We start from the raw sequence: 24,318 nt of genomic DNA, 5'->3' as shown, positions 1-24,318 counted from the left end.
CCAAGCAGCGACAAAATTAGGCAAGAAAAAGCACACCACAAAACCAAAATTCAGGTTACAATCCGTCTATTTTAGTAAAATCGTCGTATTTTTGAATTTCCATCGAATAAAATCAACCATGTCAGTTCAAATCGGCGCAATTTCTGCAACTTTATCGAGCTTTTTAAGCCAACACGATTATTCACATATCGCAGTTATTGTGGACGAAAAGACACAAAAACATTGTTTACCTCTTATTCAATCCTTACTCCCGAAAAATTATACGAAAATCGTTATCAAATCAGGTGAAGAGAATAAAACACTTGCGACCTGTGAGAAAATTTGGCAGGCGATGACTCGTGCCAACATGGATCGTCACGGATTGGTCATAAACCTTGGTGGTGGTGTGATTGGAGATATGGGCGGCTTTTGCGCATCTACTTATAAAAGAGGCATTGATTTTATTCAAATCCCTACTACCCTATTGGCACAAGTGGATGCAAGCGTAGGTGGAAAATTAGGCATCGATTTTCATGGCTTAAAGAATCACATTGGAGTATTCCAACTGCCTAAAACAGTTTTGATTGATCCATTTTTTATTCAGACACTTCCAAATCGTCAAAAACTATCGGGCTTTGCGGAAATCATCAAGCATTGCTTAATTAGAGACGCTGCAAAATGGGAAACAATCGCAGCTTTGGATTTTGACCAAGTTGACCTTGCTGATTTAATCGCCCATTCTGTCGAAATCAAAAAAGCAGTTGTAGAAGAAGATCCGAAAGAAAGAGGCTTGCGAAAAATTTTAAATTTTGGACACACCTTAGGTCATGCGGTAGAAACCTACCTGTTGGGATTAGGCAAACGTGCCGTCTTGCATGGAGAAGCTATTGCTGTCGGTATGATTACAGAGGCCTATTTGGCATTTGAACGCAACTTATTGGAGGCAGAAGAATTAGAGGCCATCGAAGCTATGTTATTTGCTACCTACGGCCGTGTTCAAATTAAAGCAGATGAAATCCCAGCAATTATTCAATTAACATCCCAGGACAAGAAAAACAAAGGATCCGAAATTCGCTTTTCGCTGCTTACAGGGATTGGTGATTGTGGCTATGATATTCCCGTGACCAAGGCGGAGATGAAGAAAGCCTTGGAGTATTACATCGGGTAACTATTCGATTACTTGCGGAACTTTAAAATATTGCTCGTTGGTATCCGGCCCTAATGCGAGTGCTTTTTCACGCGTTAAATTCGAAATCGCTTTATCTTCTCGGAAATGATTTAAAGCTGAAGTCATGTGTGCCAAAGGGGCAACATGCTGCGTATCCACCACATTCAAAGCTTCCATCCAATCCAAAACCTTGTTGATGGAATCTTGCATTTCTCCCACCTTGGATTCTTTCAAATCCAAACGCGCTAGATGCGCAATTTTAACAACATCCTCTTTACTTACCTTCATCTTTCTTTGATCTTAATTTTTTATCCTCCGGCATTTCTTTATCCAAAAATGCGTTCAAGGCATCACGATCCAAATTTGTCGTGATTTGGCCCAATGAATCTATATTCATTTCAAATCCTGCTAAATCCGGATGCACTTTGGGAGCCTTAGGTTTCGGTTTTGCTTTCATTAGCTATTTTTGGGGAATGCTTTTAATGCCGCTGTTAATCGTTCTACCACTTGATCTTTTCCCCATAATTGCATGGAAATCATCAAATCTGGCCCTGCTCCATTGCCACTAAGGGCAACACGTAAAATTTGCATCACCTTACCCATTTTGATTCCTGCCGCTTCTAAACATTCGTGAATCGCATGTTTTATCTCGTCGGCTTGCCAAACAGCAACCTTAGGCAACGCATCTGCCAATAAGCGTAAACCTTTCTCAGCTTCTGCATTCCATTTATTTTGAATAACAGCCTCTTCATAATTCGAAGGCTTTTCGATAAATGCAGCCACCAACGTTGACAATTCCTGAGGAAAAGTAATTCGGTCTAAAAACAGAGAAACAAATGCCAAACCTTGTTCGGCAGGTAAATGTCCCAAATATTCTTTCGCTAATAATTCAGGTGCTTGTTGTTTCAAATATTGCTCATTAAACCATTTGGCTTTATTCACATCAAATTTGGCTCCTGCTTTGTTGATACGTTCCAATGAAAAGGCATCAACTAATTCCGTCAAGTTAAATAATTCTTGCTCCGTACCTGGATTCCAACCTAAAAAGGCTAAAAAATTCAAAGTCGCTTCAGGCAAATAGCCTTCTTGCTTAAATCCTTTGGAAACGGCACCCGTTTGCGGATCCGTCCATTCCATGGGGAATACAGGGAAACCGCCTAAATCCGCATCGCGTTTGGACAATTTACCATTTCCTTCAGGCTTCAATAAAAGTGGTAGGTGCGCAAATTGAGGCGCGGTCCAACCGAATGCTTGGTATAATAAAATATGTAAAGGAGCCGATGGTAACCACTCTTCTCCTCGAATCACATGTGTAATTTCCATGATGTGATCATCCACTACATTCGCCAAATGATAAGTAGGCATGCCATCGGATTTCATCAAAACCTTATCATCGATACTCGACGTATGGACATGCACCCAGTCACGTACAGAATCTTGGAAACGAATTTCCCCTTTGGCAGGAACCTTTAAACGAATCACATACGGTGTATTCGCATCCAATAATGCTTGAACTTCTGCAGCAGGTAAAGCCAAAGAATTACGCAATTTAACGCGAGTTAACGCATTATATTGAAATGCAGAACCTTTACTTTCAAACATCGTCCGCATCGCATCCAATTCCTCGGATGTATCAAATGCATAATAGGCTTTTTCTTCGCGGATCAATTGATCAGCATAGGCTTTGTAAAGCTCTTTCCGCTCGCTTTGGCGGTAAGGAGCATGCGGTCCATCAGCACCCACACCTTCATCGGGACTTATGCCCAACCAAGCTAAGCTTTCTAAAATGTATTGTTCCGCACCGGGAACGAAACGAGTTTGGTCGGTATCTTCAATTCGAAGAATGAATGTACCGCCCATTTTGCGCGCGAAAAGGTAATTGTATAACGCGGTTCTAACCCCACCGATGTGCAATGGACCCGTAGGACTTGGGGCAAAACGAACGCGAACAGATGATGACATATATTATGATTTATAGGCAATACAAGCAATTTCAACACGCACGTCTTTCGGGAGTCTTGCAACTTCGACCGTTTCGCGTGCGGGAGGATTCTCGGGGAAATAAGCCCCATAGACTTGGTTAATTTTGGCAAAATTATCCATGTCTTTGACAAAGATGGAACATTTGACCACATCCGAATACGTGCAACCTGCCGCTTTTAGAATGTGTCCCATGTTTTTCATGACTTGGTCCGTTTCTTCCTCAATGCTCGCGCCAGACTCAAACACGCTTAAAGCGATTTGACCGGATACGAAAACCATGCCATTCACTTCGACCGCTTGCGAGTAAGGACCAATTGCCGCGGGTGCGTCAGGAGAAAAAATTATTTTTTTTGTCATACCTTTGAAATAAGAGATGCAAGTTACAAAATTTGCCTGAATCTCGAATCAGGAAACTGCGGAATCGATTAATTCATGCGTAAAAAAATACACAAGGTTTGGTACAAAAATAAAGGAATCGGCTACATGCTTATTTCTTCTTTGTGTTTTGCATTGATGTCGGCACTTGCCAAATCCATGAGCGACCGATTCGGATCTGTGGAATTGGTATTTTTTCGAAGTGCTGTGGGTCTCCCCTTTCTCCTAACAAGTTTGATTCGCAGGCCGGCAGTTCAAAAAGGAGGTAAGCTTTATTTCATTATTCTTCGTGGCTTACTGGGAGCATTCACTTTGTATTGCTTGTTCTACACCTTGGAACATTTGGGACTTTCGTTAACTAATACTTACGGTCAAGCATTTCCATTGTTCATTGCAATCTTTAGCTTTTTCCTTATCCCAAATGAGCGTTTGACAGGCAAGCAGGTCTTGTTTTTGTTGGTCGGCTTTTTCGGAATATTACTAATCTTCCAACCGGAAGCTACAGGCCAATGGTTCAATCATGCGACAGGAATCATTTATGCAATGGGAACGGCGCTCGGTTACCTAGCGATTAAAGAGGCACAGAAATATTATGACTCTCGCTGGGTGGTTGTGTCCTTTATGGGTGCTGGCTTAATTGCATCGACCATCTCCTTATGCTTGGGTACATTTTTAGAAATGCCCAACAGTTTTTTTACGGGAGTTTGGGTGATGCCTACACCTTTTGAGTGGCTAAAAGCATTAGTTATGGGCTTACTGGCCCTGGGTGTTCAATACTTTACGACCCAGGCTTTATTGAATGAGAAAACTAGTATTGTAGGTGCTGTGGGAAATAGTGCCGTGGTGTTTTCGATTGCCATTGAAATTGCATTGGGTCATGGCTTTCCATCCTTTTTGATTTGCTTGGGGATGGTGATGGTGGTTTGGGGGAGTTATCGGGTGAGTAAGAAGTGAGGGAAGAGTTAAGAGCTAAGAGTGAAGAATTAAGCGTGTAGAATTAAGAGGTAAGAGGTGGAGAAAGCACAAGTATTTCAATCCATCAATCACAACAACTCTTAACTCTTAACTCTTAATTCTTAACTCATTAAAAAAAGCGAGCCCCAAGATTTCTCTCAGGGCTCAGCAATCAATATATTACAAAGTTCAAATTATGCCGTAGCAGAATTCATTACTTCCGTTTGCTTACGAATAGATTCTAAGTGAACCAATTTGAACATTTCCTCTACGAATTCAGGATACAAGCCTAAGCCTTTAGCTTGGTTTGCACGATCATTGTGTAATTGCTTCCAACGATCCAATTGCAATACAGCTACGTTGTTATCACGCTTGTACTCGCCTAATTTCTCAACAACTGCCATACGAGCTGCTAAAACTTCCATCAATTCACGATCGATGTTGTCAATCTTCTCACGAAGACCTGCTAATTCGTCAGAGAAGTCAGAACCGTAATTTGCATTACGAACTTCTAATTCGCGCAACATTTCACCTAATTTCTCAGGAGTAACTTGTTGAGAAGCATCTGACCATGCTGCATCTGGATCGCGGTGAGTCTCGATGATCATACCATCGTAGTTCAAATCCAAGATACGTTGAGACAATTCCATCAATAAAGCACGCTTTCCAGCCATGTGCGATGGATCACCGATAATCGGCATTTGAGGGAACAAACGCTTCAACTCAACCGCCATTGCCCACATCGGTGAGTTACGGTATTTCGTTTCTTGTGCGTTTGAGAAACCACGGTGAATAGCACCTAATTTCTTGATACCTGAACCTTGTAAACGTTCAAATGCACCTACCCATAAAGCCAAATCAGGATTAACCGGATTTTTAACCAATACAGGAACATCAACACCTTTCAATGCGTCAGCTAAATCTTGTACGTTGAATGGATTAACTGTTGTACGCGCACCAATCCACAATACATCAACACCATATTTCAAAGCCAATTCAATGTGCTCAGGCGTTGCAACTTCGATAGCCAATGGCAATCCCGTTTCTTTTTTCGCCTCAACCAACCACTTCAAAGCAGGTTCACCCATACCTTCAAAGCTTCCTGGACGTGTACGAGGTTTCCAAACTCCAGCACGCATAATGTGTGCATAACCTTCCGCCTTGATACGACGGGCAGTTTCTAATACTTGCTCCTCAGTTTCAGCTGAACATGGACCCGCAATAATCAACGGCTTTCCACCAGTCTGAATCCACTCTTGCATAGGTACAATGTCTAAATTGGCATTCATAATTTTCGGATTTACAAGGCTAACGCCCCAAACGTTTTGTTTATTTTATTTTATACTTCACCGATTCAACGGATTATTAATTCTCTTATATTTGCAAGCTATTTCAAAATCAATGAACAAAATCAACGCTTCAACCATACCTCACTTATCGTTCGAAGACACACAAATTGCCTTTGCATCTAAATCCAACTTTAAACTCAAAAAGGCCTATTGGATTTTCGCCTTAATGAACCAAAATTGGCTTGTAAAGTTAGGGACTTTTTTCATCAAATTGTTCCTTTTCCTCCATTTTCCCATTAAAAAACTGATAAAATCTACGATTTTCGAGCAATTTTGTGGTGGAGAAACGATTCAAGAATGCAAACAGACGATTGACCAATTACAATTAGGAAAGATTGGAACGATTCTTGACTACTCAGTTGAGGGAGAAGAAAATGAAAAATCCTTTCAAACAACCAAGCAAGAAATCTTAAAAACGATTCAAAAAGCACATGAGAATCAAGCCATTCCATTTGCCGTTTTTAAAATGACGGGCATTTTCCAAGCAGAACTTTTGGAAGAATTCCAAACCGAATCAGGCTTAGCAGAAGAAAACGAAGCTGCATTCCAACACAGCAAAGAAATACTAATAGAGATTTGCCAAAAGGCATATGATTTAAAGGTTCGCCTTTTTATCGATGCAGAAGAAAGTTGGATGCAAGGAACCATTGATACATTGACATATGAGATGATGGAAAGGTTTAACCAATCACAAGCTATCATTTTCAATACATTTCAAATGTATCGCGTGGATATGTTAGAAAATTTGACAAATGCCATTGCAGCAGCTAAAAACAAAAACTATTTCTTGGGTGTAAAATTGGTTCGTGGAGCGTATTTGGAAAAAGAACGCCAGCGAGCACATGAAGATGAATATTCTGAACCGCTTCACAAAGACAAGGCACATACTGACCAAGATTTCAATTTAGGAATGTTGGCCTGCCTGAATAACATCGACCGAGTACATTTTTGTATCGGAACACATAACGAATATAGTTGCCAATTACTTGCTGAAGAAATGGCGAAGCAGCAAATTCCACACAATCACCCGAATATTTACTTCGCGCAATTATTAGGCATGTCGGACAATATCAGTTACAATCTCGCGGCATCAGGATATAATGTAGCCAAATACGTTCCTTATGGTCCCGTTGAATCCGTAATGCCTTATTTATTCCGTAGGGCAGAGGAAAACAGTTCTATTGCTGGACAAACTTCACGAGAATACACGTTATTGCAAAATGAAGTTAAACGTAGAAAAAACGCCTAATGAAATCCAATTATCGCTATTTCCTTCTTAGTTTATTGATTATCCTCTTAGATCAAGGGATCAAATTGGCCGTACACAATTTTATGGATCCCGGTTATTATGGGCAAATTGAAGTCATTAGTCCATACGTCAAATTGCATTATACCTTAAACCCTGGGATGGCATTTGGTATTCAATTAGGCTCTGATTACGGCAAATTAATCTTAACAAGTTTTCGTATTTTGGCGATGTTCGGCATCGGATACTTGTTGTATACCTTGACGGTTAAAAATTCAAAAACCTTGTTATTAGTTTGCACGTCCCTCATTCTAGGAGGAGCGATTGGAAATCTAATCGACTCGGTTTTTTATGGCGTATTTTTGAATAATGCACCACAAGGAGCTCCGATGCAATGGTTTCACGGCCAAGTGATCGATATGTTTTTCTTTGATTTTTGGGAAGGAATTCTACCCACTTGGATTCCCGTTTGGGGAGGGAGCTATTATTCAACTCCCATATTTAATTTTGCAGATGCTGCTATTTTTTGTGGCGTTGTGACGATCTTGTTCTTTCAGAATTACTTATTTAAGGAAGAAAACGAATAAAGCTATATGATGGGGCAATATTTCATCTTTTTCTTATTGGCCCTACTCGCTGAAATCGTTGGTACAATCAGCGGTTTCGGTTCATCTATTTTGTTTGTCCCACTTGCTTCGCTTGTCTTGGATTTCAAAATTGTCCTTGGAATTACAGCCGTATTTCATGTATTCAGCAATTTGTCCAAGATTTATTTATTCCAAACAGGCATCGACAAAAAGATAGCCCTTAAATTGGGCATTCCAGCCGTTTTATTTGTCACATTTGGTGCATGGCTAACAAATTATATTCCTCAGAAAGAAATTGAAATGGGGATGAATATAATCATTTTCATCTTAGCGCTCTACCTCATGACAGGGCATCACAAAGGGCTGAAGGAAACGAATACCAACCTTTATTTAGGGGGAACAATTTCTGGATTTCTGGCAGGTTTAATAGGCACGGGAGGAGCAATTCGAGGAATTACTTTGGCAGCTTTCAATTTGGAGAAAGATGCTTTCATTGCTACCTCAGCGATTATTGATATGGGCGTGGATTTGAGTCGGGCAGGTGTTTACATCGCCAGCGGATATTTCCATCAAGAACACATTGTTTTGATTCCTTTTCTCATCGTAATATCGATCGCAGGTTCCTACTTAGGCAAAAGAATATTACAATACATTCCTGAAAAGACCTTTCAATATATTGTATTGGGGGTTATTCTGTTGACATCGTTGTTGCAGGCAGTTAAGTATTTTTTTTTGAAATAAGAGGTAAGAGTGAAGAGGTAAGAGTATCAAGTACATTAGGCTAGATAATAAAACCCAACAACTAACTTAACCCTAGGCTTTAGCCTAGGGATCCCCAGACTAAAGTCTGGGGCTAGTAATTAATCTCGAAATTCCTTTTTAACGCAACCAAGCACCATCAAAAAAAAGCCCCGATTTTCATCGAGGCTTTCTTCAAAATAATCAGCTAACTTATTTCTTTGCTGGAGCAGCTGGTGCTGCAGCAGGAGCCGCTGGCTTAGGCGTAATGCCCATTTTCTTTAATACCAAATCAGACATGTTTGCATCTGCTGGGTAGTGCAACAAGATTGGAGCTGTTCCCATTCCTGCATCGTAGTTGAATACATACGTATAAGCATTTTCAGCTGCTACTGCGTGCATATTTTCTTCTACTTTCTTCAACAAAGGTTGTAACAATTGAGCTTGTTTCTTTTGCAATGAAGATTGAGAATTTTGTTGGAACTCTTGAATCGAAGTTTGTAAATTTTGCAATTCTTTTTCCTTGTCTTGCTTGATGATATCAGCTGTCTTAGGATCTGCATTTAATTTTTCAAACGCCGCTAATTTATCTTGAAAATCCTTCACTTTTCCTTGATAAAGCGTCTCATATTGCTTTTGCGTATTCTTCAAATCTTCTTCCACTTGCTTAGCTTCAGGCATTTGGCTTAAGATGTAATCCGCATTGATAAATCCAATTTTAACTTGTGCTTTCGCTGGTAAAATAGCCATTCCGAACACAAGGCTCATAGCTAAGAATAGTTTGTTTTTCATAAAAGTTTAATCTAGTTGTTTTTGTTTTATATTCTTAATCACTCTACTATTTCTTCAAATTAGGATCTAGTTCCAAACCTAGTTCCTCCAACACATAATCCGAATAATCATGAATCGGATTTGTATAGATCAATGCTAAGCCATCATTTGCCTTATCAAACACAAAATCCAAACGCTTTTGGCGCACAACACGCTCCAATGCTTTCGAGATTTCATCCAATATGGGCTTCATGGCATTTTGCTTGGCCTTAAATAACTCACCCTCCTCACCAAATACCTTTTCCTGGTAAGCCTTAGCTTCTTGATCTTTCACCTTAATGGTGGCCAAACGTTGTTGACGTAACTCATCAGTCAACAATAATTCCTCCAAATGAAATTCTTTTTCCAGTTGAGCAACTGCCTCCTGTTTGTCGGCAACTTCCTTTAACCAGGTTTTAGTTTTCTCATTCAAGACCGTTTGAACTTTTTGAAATTCAGGCATTTTGGACGTAATAAACTCCGTATCAATGTAGCCAAATTTCTGAGCATAGGTCCGTTGTCCCATGCACATGATTCCCAAAATTAAGAAAAAAATTGACTTTTTCATTGTTAATACTGCTTAGCGAATTTGCTGTCCAATCGAGAACGTAAATGCTTGTCGGCCAAAATCCGAATCTCCCGGACGTGGCTTATCAAACGCAAAACCATAATCAATACCAATCATACCAAATGCCGGCATAAAAATACGTGCCCCAAATCCAGCTGATTTATACAGATTAAACGGATTATAATCCGTCAACGAAGCAAAGTTATTTCCACCCTCCGCAAAGCCCAACACGAAGATTGTCGCTGAAGGATTCAACGAAACAGGATAACGCGCTTCCATCACAAACTTATTGTAAGCTACCCCACCATTTCCATAAGATCCCGATGGTCCGATCACACGATCTTTATAACCACGCAAACCTACGATATCCCGGTTGAAAGAGAAACCTTGAACCATTCCGGATCCACCCAAATCAAAACGCTCAAAGCGGGTTGTAGGGGCACCTCCATAAGATCCCAAGAATCCTAAGTGAGCACGTGTATGTAAGATCAACTTACCTAGCAAAGGCGTAAACCAACTCGCATCAAACATCCATTTGTGGTATTCAATCAAACTGCCATCTTTGTTTCCTCCCATCAATGAGTAAGGTGGTGTAATCGATGCATTCAATGAGAAACTTGAACCCATACGTGGGAACGTCGGATTATCGATACTATTTCGAGAGAAGTTCGTCATCAAGGTAATCGAAGTTGATTTACCTTGTGGGTAAGCCCACGTATAATAACGATCTACATCATACTGCGAGAATGATAAGGAATTACTTAATGAGAAATAATCATCCGGCCATTTCAAACGCTTTCCTAAACTGAAGGTCACTGAATTCACGTTAAAGTGCGCATCCAATAGAGAATCGGGAACAGAATAAGCACTCATCCCATATCCACCGTAACCGCCATAGCCACCATAGCCTCCATAGCCTCCGCCGTAACCACCATAGCCACTGCCATAGCCACCCAAGCCACTTCCATAACCTCCACCGTAACCTGTCGTTCTAAATTGATACGGATAAGAAACACTTCGGTTCAATGAAATTGAGAATGAATTTGGCTTCTTCCCTCCTAACCAAGGCTCCGTAAATGTCAAACTATAATTTTGATAGGCAGCACCATTCGCTTGAAAACGAACGGATAACTTTTGGCCATCACCCGCAGGCAAAGGACGCCAAGCCGACAAATTCGTCAGATTCTTCGCAGAAAAGTTATTGAACACGACTCCTAAAGTACCTACAAAACCGATGTAACCACCCCAACCGCCTGAAAGCTCAATTTGATCGGATGGCTTCTCTTCTACATTGTATTCAATGTCCACGGTTCCATCTGGACGTGGCTGCGGATTTGGTGTAATTTTTTCTGGGTTAAAATAACCGATGGTTGATAACTCACGTACGGTACGGATAATCGCCGACTTGTTGAATTTCTGTCCCGGTAACGTACGAATCTCTCGCATAACGACATGATCAGAAGTCTTTGTATTTCCATTCAAGATAACCTTGTTGATCGTCGCTTGCTTACCTTCACTGATACGAATCGTTAAATCAATCGAATCCCCTTCGATAGCCGACTCAACAGGCTCCGCATTGTAATATAAATACCCATTATCCATGTACACAGAACTCAAGTCATCCCCCGGATTTCCTTGCATTTTCTTGTCCAATTCTTCTGTGTTATACACATCCCCTTTTTTGACACCTAATACCATGTGCAAAACAGAATCCGGATAGATGTAATTTCCTTCAAAATTGATGTTGCGGTAATAATACTTTTTCCCTTGGACTAGTTTGATGTATAAGTCTACCGACTTTTGATCTACTTTTCCAATGGAATCGGATTTGATTTGAAAGTCACGGAAGCCTAATTTATTCATGGCTTCAAGCAACTTTGTTTTATCCTCATCCCACTTCTTTGGTACGAATTTGGAAGGCTTAAAAATACGACCGAAACGAACTTGCTTCGTGTTTTTGATTTTACGAAGGATCAAGCCACGTGATTTTTCATCAATTCCGTCTAGAATGATTTTATGCACCTTTACCTTCTCTCCCTTGTCTACATTAACAATTAAAGTCGCATTGTTACCACGCAAAGTATCTACTCGAATCGTTGATTTTGTCTTAACATTTAAGCGACCTTTTTCTTGGTAATACTTACGGATTGCTAATTCAAGATTCTTCTTTAATGTTTCAGTGATAATTTTTCCTTTGTAGGTTTTTACCTTTTCACTTAAACTTTCTTGCTCCCCTTTACGAATTCCCACATAATTGATGGCATATAATCGAGGACGTTCCTTCAAAGCTATTTGAAGCCAAATTTTGTCCCCTTCTACTTTGGATGCAAAAATCTCAACCTCTTCTAAGATACCTTGATCCATAATCTTACGAATCGCTGTAGCAACTGCATCTCCTGGAACTTTGATTTTATCGCCTTTTTGCAAACCGGAAATATTAATCATGGAGGCACCATCATAAAACTGAGAACCCGTCACCTCAATCTCTGCAATTTCATACTCTTTAGGATCTGCCCACGAGAAAGTCGAAGTAGCAGCCGAAGAAGGCGCGAACCGACGGCCACCTAAAACCTGCGCTTGCGCAGTTTGAGTGATGAAAAGAACCAAGCCCACCAATACTAGCTGCCAAGAACGAAACCCTTTTGATTCTTTACGAAAATTCATGCAAATGTCTTTTTTCATTACTAGGGCCTAGCCCTCACGTTTAACTTGTTCACTTGTTTTACCAAACCGACGCTCTCGCATCTGAAAATCAACGATTGCTTGATGCAAATTGACTTTTCTAAAATCGGGCCAAAACAACTCTTCAAAAATATACAACTCCGCATAGGCTAATTGCCACAGCATAAAATTACTAATTCGGTGATCTCCACCCGTACGAATCATCAGATCAGGATCCGGCATTCCAGCCGTAGACAAATGCGCATTGATTACATTCGCATCCACATCTAATGCCGCTATTTCACCAGCAGCAACCTTTTGTGCAATCTTTTGCGTTGCTTGCGTTAAGTCCCATTTCCCAGAATACGACAAGGCCAAAACGAGTGTTAAACCCTTATTGGCAGCCGTTTGATCCATCGCAGATTGCAATTCTTTCTGCGAACTTTTAGGTAATGAAGCCAAATCACCAATCGCTTTTAGACGGATCTGATTCTTCATCATTCCTGGCAATTCGTCATGAATAGCACTTACCAAAAGACTCATCAAAGCCTTCACTTCTGCCGCAGGACGATTCCAATTTTCCGTAGAAAATGCATACAAAGTCAAATACTTAATACCCAATTCACCGCACCCCTCTATCGTCTCCCGAACAGCCGCAATGGCATGTCGGTGACCGAAAATGCGATCTTTAAACCCCTGCTGTTTCGCCCATCGCCCATTACCATCCATGATAACGGCAACGTGCGCCGGCAGATTGTTTACATCAATAGAATCTTTTACGTTTTGACTCACAACTACATTCATACAACATACAAGAGGCAAAGATAGCTAATCCCTCCCCTTATTCAAAACATTAATCCCGAGGGCAATAAACGGAAATCAACGAATACGTGATTGATACCGAACTTTGTAAATATTGATCTGTTTTATTCAGAGTAAAAATCTGAGGCTGTTCGCCCCATGCTGCTTGACCATCTAGGATGTTCGACAAGGATTTACTCGTTCCAAATTCCCATTGCAATCCTAATCGATTGTTTATTTGGGCCTTTATCCCTACACCAAATGGGATTGCCCAAGTAAAGTAGGTTTTAGGGGAAGGAATATTTCCTTCAGGACTTACAAACAAGGTTCCCAGCCCACCATAAATAAAGGGTGTCCAATTTCGCACATTTCGATTCGCTTGATAATCTTTTAAATTGTAATCCACTAGACCCGAAAATTCAATTAATGGACTTGAAAAACTATTTGTCGAATAAGAAATACTAGGCAATCCAAAATTCGCACCATCACCCGAAATACCCGTAAAAGTCAATTTTGCCCGATAGGCAATCGCCTGATTAGGCTGATAACGTAATTGGAAGTTTACCCCCGTAGAGGCAGTTTTCAACTGTGATAAATGAGGAATCAAATGCCAATCTGATAAATCTCCCTTGTACAAGGTAGCACCCGCCCCTGCGGACATGGTCCAGCGCTGGGCAAATGCCGCATGGCTTAGCACCATAAACACGAAAAAACCAATAATTTTTCTCATTGAATGGGCAAAGGAGGGCAATCAATTTTATTTCGCAAATGATAAATAATACGCACTTGCGTGGTAAAATATTGATCTGGACCTGTTGAGATTTTAGGCGCTGAAACCGACGCAGGAACCGGAATACGATTCACTAATGTATTCGCCGCATAAGGTTCTCCTGAACGATCTGTGTACAACATGGATCCGCCAACAGAAACAGGAAGTACAGTATTTCGATTATCCGTAACATCATCCAAATAATCCGTCAAAGCGACGCGATATCCAAAGTCAAAGCCAAAATCCAAAGCATCATTTATCTTATATCGGAATCCAACCCCAAATGGAATTGAAACACCCATCAGCGAATAATCAACACCTTCGTTTTTGTAATCCAATAAACTTCCATTGCTTTCCGACAACCAAGGACCTTGAACCGGATTTCCTGCTGCGTTTGCCGTTGCTTGCTTACGCGCATCTGGCGAATGTAAAAAACCACTCACTCCTAAATATACATAGGGCGAAACCACATTTCGCTTTTTTAAATTCTCTGGATTACCACCAATCTCATACATCCCCACTAAGGACATTTCTTTGATATCATTTCTAAAATGTAGATTGCGCCTAAAATTTGCATCCCAGTCTCCTACGGGCGAAAAATAACTATCATCCCCAGCGATTCTAATGTAATTCAATCCAAGATTAGCGCTAAAATTAGAAGACAAATGCCGAGTAAAATTTACCCCTACATTCCAACGAGTCGTTTGAGCCCCCACCGTAAATAACCCTGCGACTGGTACCAAATCCCCAATGTAATGCGACGAACCTGCCCCAAAAGAAATGGATGTATGCTTTTTGAAAACAGGGAAAGGCGACTTCTTCTTGCCTTTTTGGCCTAAAAACCACATTTGTGCATTTAAGTCTGTGTGAAACAGACCGACCAAAAAGCAGATAAGAACGGCGAATCGAAACATAGAATATAATTTACGTTTTAGCATCAACGAAAATTCGAAATGTTTGTTGTGCGAAATTCAAGTCTCGAAGATAACAATTTATCTATTGAATCACCAATTGGCGAGTCATTCGTGCTCCTCTACTCGTACTTAAACTGACCAAATATTGACCCGATGCATAGCCTTGCAAGTCAAAATTTACGGAATATGACCCCACTTTGCGCAAGCCTGTATCGATTAATTTCAGTTGGCGTCCTTGCAAATCATACAATGCCAACGAAACGGTCGCCTCCTCAAATATTCCATATTGCAACAAGGTATAGCCGCTCGCCGGATTTGGCCATGGCGCGATAAGTTCCATCGTAATTGCCTCCGGAAGTGCATCAGGCGAATTCTTGAAAATAGGTAATCGTTCAAAGGTCGAATTGAAAATCTGCTGCGAACGAACATTGTCCAGACCTAAATGGTCCCGCAACACCGTGCTGTACACTTGTCGGTAATCATAATTAAACTTCAAATCCCCATTGCTATCCAATGCCTTCAAATTCGGATTTGCCCCAATCAAACCTCCGCGAACTGTTCTCCCAATAAATAACATGGGTGCTGCAGTACCGTGATCTGTTCCGGCAGTTCCGTTTTGATTCACTCGCCGACCGAATTCCGAGAAGGTCATGATGTTAATTCGATCTGCTAAATTTTGATTCGTCATGTCCACCTGAAACGTTGAAACCGCTTCAGAAATCGTTTTCCACAAATTAGCGTGTTGGGTCAATTGGTTCGCATGGGTATCAAATCCTCCGATGTTCAACAGATAGACGGGCGTCTCCAATCCTCCGGAAATCAATTTGGATACGATACCAAACTGTCTACCCAAATTTGATGTAGGATATGCAATGGTATTCTTCCCCTTCGTGGCACCATCCCGGATAACTCCAGCATATTGAACCGAGGCAGCTGCAATTTGCTTTAAAAAACCTAGTTCATCCCCAGCTAAGGTAGCAGGTGGTATGTCGGAGTCAGATGGCGTACCACTAACCAACTGGTAAAATAAATTGGGGTCTTCAAAAACGGTACTAAATCCACCTTGATCGGACTGAAATAGCAATGATTCTACTGACCCCAATTGCACCGCCATGGGATGTTTGGCTAGCGAAATTGGAAATTCAGGATAGCGCGTTTTTAAAAAACGACCAGCCCAACCTTCCTCTATTACCGTGGAAGCATCAGATCCCGTATTCCAAATATCCGTCGCACGAAAATGTGAACGATTCGGATTCGGATAACCAATATTTTGAGCAATGCTGACTTGCCCTTGATCGTATAATTTCTTTAAACCAACCGCGGATGGATGCAAATACATGCCTTGATCTAATTTCAAGGCATCTGTTTTTTTAATAGCAATATTCGGTCTAGCCGAAAAATACAAGTCATCTTCCGCTGGAATTACCGTATTTAAGCCATCATTTCCTCCAGCCAACTGGATAATAATTAATATTTTACCAGGTTCTACATTCGCCATGTGCGCCGCTGGAATTTGACCAAAAGCCTTTCCTGTCACCGTCCCTAAACCAAATCCAACCCCTCCAGAAAGAACGGCCATCTGCTGTAAAAAAACTTTCCGATTTATCTGCTTTTTCATGTCCTAAGAGAGTTGGTATTCTGGTAAACGCATAATTGCTTTCAGCAAACGAATAATGCGCGCATCTGCCTGGGGAGTATAAGTTGACCAGTTGGCAGCAATAGTTCCATCCAATAACGTATTCAACAAAAACTGCCGTTTCGTTTCCGAGATCGGGAATAAAACTAAAGATTCAATGACATCGTCTACAAACAAGGATGCCTTTTCACTATTCGCAAAAGTGCGTGCAAAGGCAACCGCATCTAATTTTCCAGTGACCGCTGTTCCATTAAAACGCTTTCCAGTTAATAAGGAATCCGTAAATCCACCCCGATACGAATAGGTTGTGGAACTAATCCAATCGCGCTGTCCGGGCCATCCCGCAACATTAGGAGGCTGAAATAATTGCATTTGCAAGATTTTGGCCATGTCATATAAATTGACCAAATCCGGCGATTTCACCTGAAGTGCTTTCAACGAACCCACCATTAATTCTTGGGGATCTTTGATGTGACTCGCACGAAATGTCGTTTGGTAAAAATGATCTGACAAAAACATGAAACGCAATAAAGGTTTCATTTCGTAATTATTCGTCCGCAGCACTGTGGCCATTTGAGCAACAAAAGCCTCGTCTGGTTTATAGTAAATGAATGCTTTGTAGAGTTTCCGACAAATAAATTCGGCACAGGCCTTTTGTTCGAAAATCAAATCAATTAATGTATCAACTTTAAAAGCAGCCGTTTTACCAAAAATGGTTAAGGACGTTTCTTTGTACCAACGGGTTGAATCAAACACGGATGTTAGGCCTTTGACTTGCCAACCCGATAACACTTTGGCGGCTTGTTTGATATCATTTTCTGTGTAATTCCCGATCCCGAGTGTAAACAATTCCATCACCTCACGGGCATAATTTTCGTTGGGGCCTGTTCCCCGACTGTTATTCCCGTCCAAATAAATTAGCATCGTAGGATCAATGCTGACTTCTTTGACCATTTGTTTAAAGTTGCCAAAAGCAAACTTGCGAAACAATTGATTTTGCTGGTACATGTATTGCGGATAATTCACTTTATCCCGTTCACAGGAAAAGTGGTTATGCCAAAACAAAACCATTTTCTCACGCAAATTCAAGCCTTCCGAAAACATGCGGTTATACCACCAATAGGTTAATTCGCGATACCACGTTCCCGCATCGCCCGTATCTTGTTGGGATTGCGCAGGAACAGTATTCACCCAGGCATTCGGAGGGGCGGGCAAGGCTGCATCGGCTAATAAAGCACGATCCACGAGATCTTCGAGAGAACCATAGCCCATGGCTTGCTGAAATTGATCTTTGGAGAAACCAAAGAGCGTACGGGCCAACAAATGTTTAGCATTCGGTGAGGTAAGCGCGGGCATTTTACAGTAGAATTTTGCCCTAAGGTAGATTGAAATACCCGATTATCAAAAAACTGATATTATTTATTCTTTAAATCGTATTTCGAGCGTTGTATCAGGCTTGGAATAGCGTGTTACATGGACGATCAAGCTTCCAGCCTCCTTTTTAATTCGCTGAGGAACTGCCACTTGTTCAAAAAACAACGAATCAGCCCGATATAAATCCAATTTCTTTCGCTTGCCTTCCTTTTCTACCACAACTAATAGGTAATGAATCTCACTTCGATCACTGGCATCCGCATACTTTTTACGCAATACCCCATCGATTTCCATGTCGCGCACTTCAGATTCGGAATCGTATACCTTCTCTGCCCATAATTGTGGTAGGAACAATTGGCCTAACATCCCCAAACCCACCAATAAAAAGAGGTATGTTGAGAAATTCTTCGACCCGCCTTGTCCCGAAGAGCCACTGATCATATCGCCGAAAAGCGGCATCTTCAGTTTTTTCCGGGGTGCCCGACGTGGAGGAATTGGATTATCAGCCATAAGAATTCAAAATTGAGCTACAAAACAAATGAATTTCGAATTCAAATCCGTAAAAATTTTGGATTAATTGTCGGAACATAGCAAGGATAAAAATTCAAATTGGTAAATTGCAAATTAAATTATCACCAAGCCTAGGTAGGCCCTATATTACCATGTTTTCAATACTAAGCAAAAGCGTTACAAAAATATTTGGCACGAAGTCGGAGCGTGACATCAAAGCAATCATGCCGATTGTGGAAAAGATCAAGGAAGAATATGCTCGTTTGCATGAGATTTCGGATGATGCACTTCGTGGAAAGTCTTACGAATTCAAGCAACGCATTCAGGAGTTCCTAGCGGATATCGATGCACAAATTGTCGCTTTGCGCGAACAAGGAAATGCAACTGAGGACATTGATGAGAAGGAAACATTCTTTCTTCAAATCGACAAATTAAACGAGGATCGTAACAAACAATTGGAAGTTGTTCTGATGGAAATTCTTCCTGAGGCATTTGCTGTTGTGAAAGAGACCGCTCGTCGTTTGACTGAACACAAGAAATTAGTCGTTACGGCTACGGTTGAGGACAAATTCATCGCTGCCAAAAAGGCGAATGTCGTGATTGAAGGCGACAAAGCGATATGGCATAATCAATGGTTAGCCGCTGGCAACCAGATTACCTGGGACATGATCCACTACGATGTACAGTTGATCGGTGGTATCGTTCTACACCAAGGGAAGATTTCTGAAATGGGTACAGGTGAAGGGAAAACCTTGGTTTCTACCTTGCCTACCTATCTAAATGCCTTAGCCGGACGTGGTGTACACTTGGTAACTGTGAATGATTACCTCGCGAAACGTGACTCCGAATGGAATGCGCCTTTATTCGAATTCCATGGCTTGAAGGTGGATTGCATCGACAAGCATGAGCCGAATACAGATGAGCGTCGCCAAGCCTATTTGGCAGATATTACCTACGGAACGAATAATGAATTTGGTTTTGATTATTTGCGTGACAACATGGCACGCAGTTTGGAAGATCAGGTTCAACGTCCGCATCATTTTGCGATGGTGGATGAGGTTGACTCCGTGTTAATCGATGATGCACGTACGCCATTAATTATCTCAGGTCCTATTCCAAAAGGAGATGAGCAGGAGTTTGAAGCATTCCAACCTCGTGTAAATAAATTGGTTGAAGCTCAAAAACAGATCGTTCAAAACTTCTTGGTTGAGGCCAAAAAAGAAATTGCAGCTGGCAATAAAAAAGAAGGTGGTCTTGCCTTATTCCGCGCTTATCGCGGTTTGCCGAAGTCGAAACCTTTGATTAAATTCTTGTCGGAAAGCGGCATGAAGCAATTGATGCATGAAACGGAATCGATTTATTTGGCTGAGAACCAAAAATTGATGCCTCAGGCAGATGAGCCGTTATTGTTCACGATTGAAGAAAAGAATAATCAAGTAGAATTGACCGAACAAGGATTAGCGTTCATGAGTGGAAACACTGAGAATCCCGACTTTTTCGTTTTGCCTCACTTGTCGATCGATTTAAATAAAATCGAAAAGAATAAAGATTTGTCGGACGCAGAGCGTTTGGCAAAAAAAGAACAATTGATCAGCGAATACAACGAGAAGGCATCACGCATTCACACGGTTAATCAGTTATTGAAGGCCTATACCCTATTCGAAAAAGATACCGAATACATCTTAGTAGAAGGTAAGGTTAAGATTGTCGACGAGCAAACAGGTCGTGTGATGGAAGGCCGCCGGTATTCCGACGGATTACACCAGGCGATTGAGGCTAAAGAAGGCGTGAACGTGGAAGATGCGTCACAAACCTATGCGACGATTACCTTGCAAAATTACTTCCGTATGTACCACAAATTAGGCGGTATGACAGGAACGGCGGAAACGGAAGCGGGTGAATTCTGGACAATTTACAAATTGGATGTGGTTTCGATTCCTACGAATCGTACAATCCAACGTAAAGATCATGAGGATAAAGTTTACCGTACGGTACGTGAAAAATACAATGCCGTAGCGGAGGAAATTCAAGAATTGGTTGCTGCAGGCCGACCGGTATTGGTGGGTACGACTTCAGTAGAAAACTCTGAATTATTGAGTCGATTATTGAATATCCGTAAGATTCAACACAATGTCTTGAATGCCAAACAACATGCAAGAGAGGCAGAAATTGTTGCGGAAGCAGGACAATCAGGTAAGGTTACGATTGCGACCAACATGGCTGGTCGTGGAACAGATATTAAGTTGAGTCCGGAGTCGAAGGCTGCGGGTGGTTTGGCGATTATCGGTACGGAGCGCCACGAATCTCGTCGGGTTGACCGCCAGTTGCGCGGTCGGGCGGGACGTCAAGGCGATGTGGGTTCATCTCAATTCTTTGTGTCATTGGAGGATAATTTAATGCGTTTATTCGGTTCAGATCGTATTGCGAAAGTGATGGATCGTTTGGGCATGGATGAAGGCGAAGTGATTCAACATTCCATGATTACGAACTCAATTGAGCGTGCACAAAAGAAAGTTGAAGAGAATAACTTTGGTATACGTAAGCGTTTATTGGAATACGATGACGTGATGAATTACCAACGGAATGCGATTTATAAGCGTCGGCAGAATGCATTATTTGGCGAGCGTTTATCGTTGGACATCATCAATATCTTGTTCGATGTATGCCAAGATATCACAACAAGCTATTCAAATTATGAGGAGCTTGAACTAAAAGTGATTGAATTATTAGGCATGGAGCCACCGTTCACGGCGGAAGAGTTTAATCGTTTGGCATTAGATAAGCGGACGGAACAATTGTTCTTAGCGGCAGAAATGCATTACAAAGCGAAGAATGAAATCATTGCACAGCAAGTAATTCAGGTTGCGGAAGAGGCGAAGCGTCAAGGATTCTCGGGCATTCAGGTGCCTATTTCGAATGGTCATATGGTGACGGGTGTTGTGGTGGACGCCGACAAGACTTTGGCGACACAAGGAAAAGAAGTGATCTCTGAGATGGAGAAATTCATCACGTTGACTTTGATTGACCAGGAGTGGAAGGAGCATTTGCGTGAGATGGATGATTTGAAGCAATCCGTTCAAAATGCGGTGTTTGAGCAGAAAGACCCTTTATTGATTTATAAGTTTGAGGCGGTGGATTTATTCCAACGATTTGTGGCACGAGTAAATTCAGATACGATTAGCTTCGTGATCAAAGCGGAAATTCCTGCGGCACAATCGACGAATCAAACGGCACTCAAAGCACCGAAAGAGAAGGCACCTAAATTGCAAATGAGCAAAGATGAGGCGTTATCTTCTTTATTAGGCGGATTAGCTGGCGCACAAGAAGAGCCAGGCTACCATGATCCATCAGCAGGCCAAGCGGAGCGCGTAGCACCTCGTCAAGCCATCAAAATTGCGGATCGCAACCAACGTGTAACGGTGCAATACCAAGATGGAAGCATCAAAGAAAATGTAAAGTACAAGGCTGTGGAAGCGGATGTGGAGAGTGGAAAAGCGGTGGTGGTGGAATAGACGTTGGACGTTAGACGTTAGACATTGGACTTTAGACGTTGGACTTTAGACGTTAGACGATGGAAGCATTTGTGTAGAGACGAGATACTTCGCGTCTTCTAGACTTTGGACATTAGACATTAGACGTTGGACGATGGAGCATATTAATTAAGACGCGAAGAAATTCGCGTCTTTTTAATTTATGTCAATCAATTTGATTGCTCAGGTAATTAATCAAGGCGTTTAACATTTTACCAATTTGATTTAATTGGCCCATTAATTCTACTTGTTTCTCTGCATCAATATATTTCAAGTGAATAGCAAGAATTAGCATCGATTTCAGTTCACCTGTTGAGCCCAAGGCAATCGTTAAAAAGCGTTTAAAATCACGATCTGATTTTCGATAAAATCCTTCAGTAATATTATTAGAAATGGAAACTGCAGCACGTTGAATTTGATTTCGAAAGCCGAAATCGTTCAATGAATTAAAATGCAAATAAATTACATTCGCAACAGAAATGGCTTGCTGCCAAACGAGCAAATCCTCAACTTTTCTTTCTTTTTTCTTCATGAACAAAGAAAGAATGAATTCAAGTAATCATGAGTATTAAAATTGATAAAGATTCCATTTTATCAAATTGGTGATAATATTGGTCGTGAAGTATCGCATCCATAAACAAATAATTCCAACGACCAACGTCTAATGTCTAACGTCTAATAGACTACAATATCATCCGCATTCGCCACCTCCTTACTTTCCGCAGCAATAACAAGCTCTGATTTGGAATAGCGCGCGCGCGCAACGGCGATGGGATTGTGTTGTGGGTCCAGCATTTCGACCACCTCGCCTTTTTCGAAATCGCCGAAGTATTCTAGAACTCCAACGGATAAAAGACTCTTCCGGGTTTGGATAGCTTTGACAGCTCCTTTATCTAAAACGATTCTACCGGTAATGACGCTACCGGAAGCCAACCATTTTTGTCGGGCAGAAAGTGTTGCCGATTGCGGCTCAAAAACTGTTCCGATATTTTCATGCAAAGCGTCTATGATCCCATTCGCCTGATCTAATCCAAAAATCACAACTTTGATTCCCATTCGAGTAGCCAAACGCGTGAAGGTCAATTTGGAAATCATACCGCCCAAACCGGTGCTAGATGTATCCGTATTCACCACATCCAAAATAGATGCATTGATCTCCGCAACGTGGCGAATGATTTGACCTTGTTCGTCAAGCAAGCCACCTACTGAGGTAGAAATCAATAATTTTTCAGCTCCAAAACCGGTAGCGATTAAGGTCGCCAATTCATCATTATCCGAAAACTTTAATTCCACATTACTCACCACGTCATTTTCATTCGCAATCGGAATGATGTCATTTCGCCAAAGCTCTTGATAGGTTTCCTTCAATTGCAGGAAAGATTCCCGTTTGGAAAAATGATGACGCTCGCAAAGACTCTGGGCGATGGAGATACCGTATTTTTGGAAATAATGATTGTATTTTGCAATTAATAAGGGATTCCCTACCGCGGCGGCAGCCTTACGCTCCGACAAGGTACCTTTGTAATGTTTCAAGGAAGCCTTACCGGCTGCCACGGCACCACTGGATACTAATACAATAGAATATTCCCCTTGAAGGCTTGCTACCTGTGCCGCAATTTTCTCGAGCGTCTGCTCATTCACCTCCCCATTGGCATGGGTAATGGAAGAAGAACCAAACTTAATAACGAGAATCGGTTTTGACATAATCGGTAAATTTGCTACAATTTAGCCCTTTATGATGAAATTTAGGCTATTTACTCGGCAATTTAAATTCGCAGGCCTGTTGCAATGCAGCTTCCAACAATTTTTCATAGGCCGATCGCTTGATCTCGATGGCACCATAGCGCTGCACATTGTCATTCATAAATTGCGTATCTAACAAATTAAATTCATTGGCGCGCAATATCTCGATTAAATAATGAAAGGCTACTTTGGACGCATTGGAAACCTTCATAAACATCGATTCACCAAAAAATGCTGAAGCGAAATGCACGCCATAAAGTCCACCGACAAGCTCTCCATCCAAATACGCTTCCACGGAATGCGCGAAACCCATTTGATGTAAATCAACATAGGCTTGAATGAGTTCTTCCGATATCCAGGTCTCCTGCTCATAAGCACGAGGTTCCGCACAAGCACGTATAACAGCCTCAAATTGCGTATCAATTCGAACTTCAAATTGCCCCCGATTAAGAATCGGTTTCAGGGATTTGGCAGGCTTATAGGAATCAATTGGGATAATCGCCCGGGGATCTGGACGGTACCAATAGATCGTTCCATCTGATTCCGCCATCGGAAAGACGCCCGAGGTATAGGCATAAATCAAGGCTTCCGCAGTTAAAGAATTATCATTTTCCATGAAATAA

General features: G+C 41.4%; 23 protein-coding genes. 6 read left to right on the top strand and 17 right to left on the bottom strand.

Annotation, left to right across the window (positions count from 1 at the left end; translation table 11 throughout):
* Positions 1-118 precede the first annotated feature (118 nt).
* On the top strand, positions 119-1,147 hold the full coding sequence (gene aroB, locus SKC38_RS11640; RefSeq protein ID WP_377977320.1) for a 3-dehydroquinate synthase: 1,029 nt from the start codon (positions 119-121) through the stop codon (positions 1,145-1,147).
* Here the strand turns inward: aroB and gatC are convergent, their stop codons facing one another.
* Genes gatC through SKC38_RS11620 form a run of 4 tightly spaced genes read right to left on the bottom strand, consistent with a single transcriptional unit; the run spans position 1,148 to position 3,487 of the window.
* Positions 1,148-1,435, bottom strand: coding sequence for an Asp-tRNA(Asn)/Glu-tRNA(Gln) amidotransferase subunit GatC (gene gatC, locus SKC38_RS11635; protein WP_377977319.1), 288 nt, complete (start codon positions 1,433-1,435; stop codon positions 1,148-1,150).
* The gene (locus SKC38_RS11630; protein ID WP_377977318.1) at positions 1,422-1,604 is read right to left on the bottom strand and encodes a hypothetical protein; all 183 of its coding nucleotides are present in this window, start codon (positions 1,602-1,604) and stop codon (positions 1,422-1,424) included. Before SKC38_RS11630 ends, gatC begins: the two co-directional genes overlap by 14 nt.
* On the bottom strand, positions 1,604-3,109 hold the full coding sequence (gene gltX / locus SKC38_RS11625) for a glutamate--tRNA ligase (protein WP_377977317.1): 1,506 nt from the start codon (positions 3,107-3,109) through the stop codon (positions 1,604-1,606). Before gltX ends, SKC38_RS11630 begins: the two co-directional genes overlap by 1 nt.
* Positions 3,110-3,112: 3 nt before the next feature.
* Positions 3,113-3,487, bottom strand: a complete 375-nt coding sequence (locus SKC38_RS11620; protein WP_377977316.1) for a RidA family protein — start codon at positions 3,485-3,487, stop codon at positions 3,113-3,115.
* Positions 3,488-3,562: 75 nt separating this feature from the next.
* Between SKC38_RS11620 and SKC38_RS11615 the strand changes: the two genes are divergently transcribed.
* Positions 3,563-4,459 (top strand): DMT family transporter, encoded by an 897-nt coding sequence (locus SKC38_RS11615; protein WP_377977315.1) that lies wholly within the window; start codon positions 3,563-3,565, stop codon positions 4,457-4,459.
* Positions 4,460-4,653: 194 nt separating this feature from the next.
* On the opposite strand, the gene SKC38_RS11610 is transcribed toward SKC38_RS11615, so the two are convergent.
* The gene (locus SKC38_RS11610) at positions 4,654-5,748 is read right to left on the bottom strand and encodes a chorismate mutase (RefSeq protein WP_377977314.1); all 1,095 of its coding nucleotides are present in this window, start codon (positions 5,746-5,748) and stop codon (positions 4,654-4,656) included.
* Between the two features lie 112 nt (positions 5,749-5,860).
* On the opposite strand from SKC38_RS11610, the gene SKC38_RS11605 reads away from it, so the two are divergent.
* From SKC38_RS11605 to SKC38_RS11595, 3 genes are read left to right on the top strand one after another with little or no spacing between them, the layout of a single operon-like run.
* A complete protein-coding gene (locus tag SKC38_RS11605) occupies positions 5,861-7,057 on the top strand; it encodes a proline dehydrogenase family protein (protein WP_377977313.1) in 1,197 nt (398 codons plus the stop codon).
* On the top strand, positions 7,057-7,641 hold the full coding sequence (locus tag SKC38_RS11600; RefSeq protein ID WP_377977312.1) for a lipoprotein signal peptidase: 585 nt from the start codon (positions 7,057-7,059) through the stop codon (positions 7,639-7,641). Before SKC38_RS11605 ends, SKC38_RS11600 begins: the two co-directional genes overlap by 1 nt.
* A gap of 6 nt (positions 7,642-7,647) precedes the next feature.
* Positions 7,648-8,382 carry a sulfite exporter TauE/SafE family protein gene (locus SKC38_RS11595; RefSeq protein ID WP_377977311.1) on the top strand — a complete coding sequence of 245 codons (735 nt, stop codon included), beginning with the start codon at positions 7,648-7,650 and terminating at the stop codon, positions 8,380-8,382.
* A gap of 210 nt (positions 8,383-8,592) precedes the next feature.
* Here the strand turns inward: SKC38_RS11595 and SKC38_RS11590 are convergent, their stop codons facing one another.
* From SKC38_RS11590 to SKC38_RS11550, 9 genes are all read right to left on the bottom strand, one after another.
* Complete coding sequence (locus SKC38_RS11590; protein ID WP_377977310.1) at positions 8,593-9,171, bottom strand: OmpH/Skp family outer membrane protein; 579 nt, start codon at positions 9,169-9,171, stop codon at positions 8,593-8,595.
* Between the two features lie 46 nt (positions 9,172-9,217).
* The gene (locus tag SKC38_RS11585; RefSeq protein ID WP_377977309.1) at positions 9,218-9,757 is read right to left on the bottom strand and encodes an OmpH/Skp family outer membrane protein; all 540 of its coding nucleotides are present in this window, start codon (positions 9,755-9,757) and stop codon (positions 9,218-9,220) included.
* A gap of 12 nt (positions 9,758-9,769) precedes the next feature.
* Positions 9,770-12,421 carry a BamA/OMP85 family outer membrane protein gene (locus SKC38_RS11580; RefSeq protein WP_377977308.1) on the bottom strand — a complete coding sequence of 884 codons (2,652 nt, stop codon included), beginning with the start codon at positions 12,419-12,421 and terminating at the stop codon, positions 9,770-9,772.
* Positions 12,422-12,448: 27 nt separating this feature from the next.
* A complete protein-coding gene (locus SKC38_RS11575) occupies positions 12,449-13,222 on the bottom strand; it encodes an isoprenyl transferase (RefSeq protein WP_377977307.1) in 774 nt (257 codons plus the stop codon).
* Positions 13,223-13,271: 49 nt separating this feature from the next.
* On the bottom strand, positions 13,272-13,949 hold the full coding sequence (locus SKC38_RS11570) for a DUF6089 family protein (RefSeq protein WP_377977306.1): 678 nt from the start codon (positions 13,947-13,949) through the stop codon (positions 13,272-13,274).
* The gene (locus SKC38_RS11565; protein ID WP_377977305.1) at positions 13,946-14,902 is read right to left on the bottom strand and encodes a hypothetical protein; all 957 of its coding nucleotides are present in this window, start codon (positions 14,900-14,902) and stop codon (positions 13,946-13,948) included. Before SKC38_RS11565 ends, SKC38_RS11570 begins: the two co-directional genes overlap by 4 nt.
* 82 nt (positions 14,903-14,984) lie before the next feature.
* Entirely contained in the window at positions 14,985-16,520 is a 1,536-nt protein-coding gene (locus SKC38_RS11560; RefSeq protein WP_377977304.1) for a DUF1501 domain-containing protein, read from the bottom strand.
* 3 nt (positions 16,521-16,523) lie between these two features.
* Entirely contained in the window at positions 16,524-17,894 is a 1,371-nt protein-coding gene (locus tag SKC38_RS11555) for a DUF1800 domain-containing protein (protein WP_377977303.1), read from the bottom strand.
* Between the two features lie 63 nt (positions 17,895-17,957).
* On the bottom strand, positions 17,958-18,422 hold the full coding sequence (locus tag SKC38_RS11550) for a hypothetical protein (RefSeq protein ID WP_377977302.1): 465 nt from the start codon (positions 18,420-18,422) through the stop codon (positions 17,958-17,960).
* 152 nt (positions 18,423-18,574) lie between these two features.
* On the opposite strand from SKC38_RS11550, the gene secA reads away from it, so the two are divergent.
* Positions 18,575-21,934 carry a preprotein translocase subunit SecA gene (secA, locus tag SKC38_RS11545; RefSeq protein ID WP_377977301.1) on the top strand — a complete coding sequence of 1,120 codons (3,360 nt, stop codon included), beginning with the start codon at positions 18,575-18,577 and terminating at the stop codon, positions 21,932-21,934.
* A 184-nt stretch (positions 21,935-22,118) separates the two neighbouring features.
* On the opposite strand, the gene SKC38_RS11540 is transcribed toward secA, so the two are convergent.
* From SKC38_RS11540 to aat, 3 genes are all read right to left on the bottom strand, one after another.
* The gene (locus tag SKC38_RS11540; RefSeq protein WP_377977300.1) at positions 22,119-22,484 is read right to left on the bottom strand and encodes a four helix bundle protein; all 366 of its coding nucleotides are present in this window, start codon (positions 22,482-22,484) and stop codon (positions 22,119-22,121) included.
* A gap of 143 nt (positions 22,485-22,627) precedes the next feature.
* The gene (gene proB, locus SKC38_RS11535; RefSeq protein WP_377977299.1) at positions 22,628-23,656 is read right to left on the bottom strand and encodes a glutamate 5-kinase; all 1,029 of its coding nucleotides are present in this window, start codon (positions 23,654-23,656) and stop codon (positions 22,628-22,630) included.
* 46 nt (positions 23,657-23,702) lie between these two features.
* On the bottom strand, positions 23,703-24,311 hold the full coding sequence (gene aat / locus SKC38_RS11530) for a leucyl/phenylalanyl-tRNA--protein transferase (RefSeq protein ID WP_377977298.1): 609 nt from the start codon (positions 24,309-24,311) through the stop codon (positions 23,703-23,705).
* Positions 24,312-24,318: the final 7 nt, after the last annotated feature.

It is taken from the genome of Aquirufa echingensis (assembly GCF_042714525.1).
In the GTDB taxonomy this organism is placed as follows: Bacteria; Bacteroidota; Bacteroidia; order Cytophagales; family Spirosomataceae; genus Aquirufa; species Aquirufa echingensis.
The sequence above is the reverse complement of the archived record's forward strand: the minus strand, read 5'-3'. Positions and strand labels throughout refer to the sequence as shown.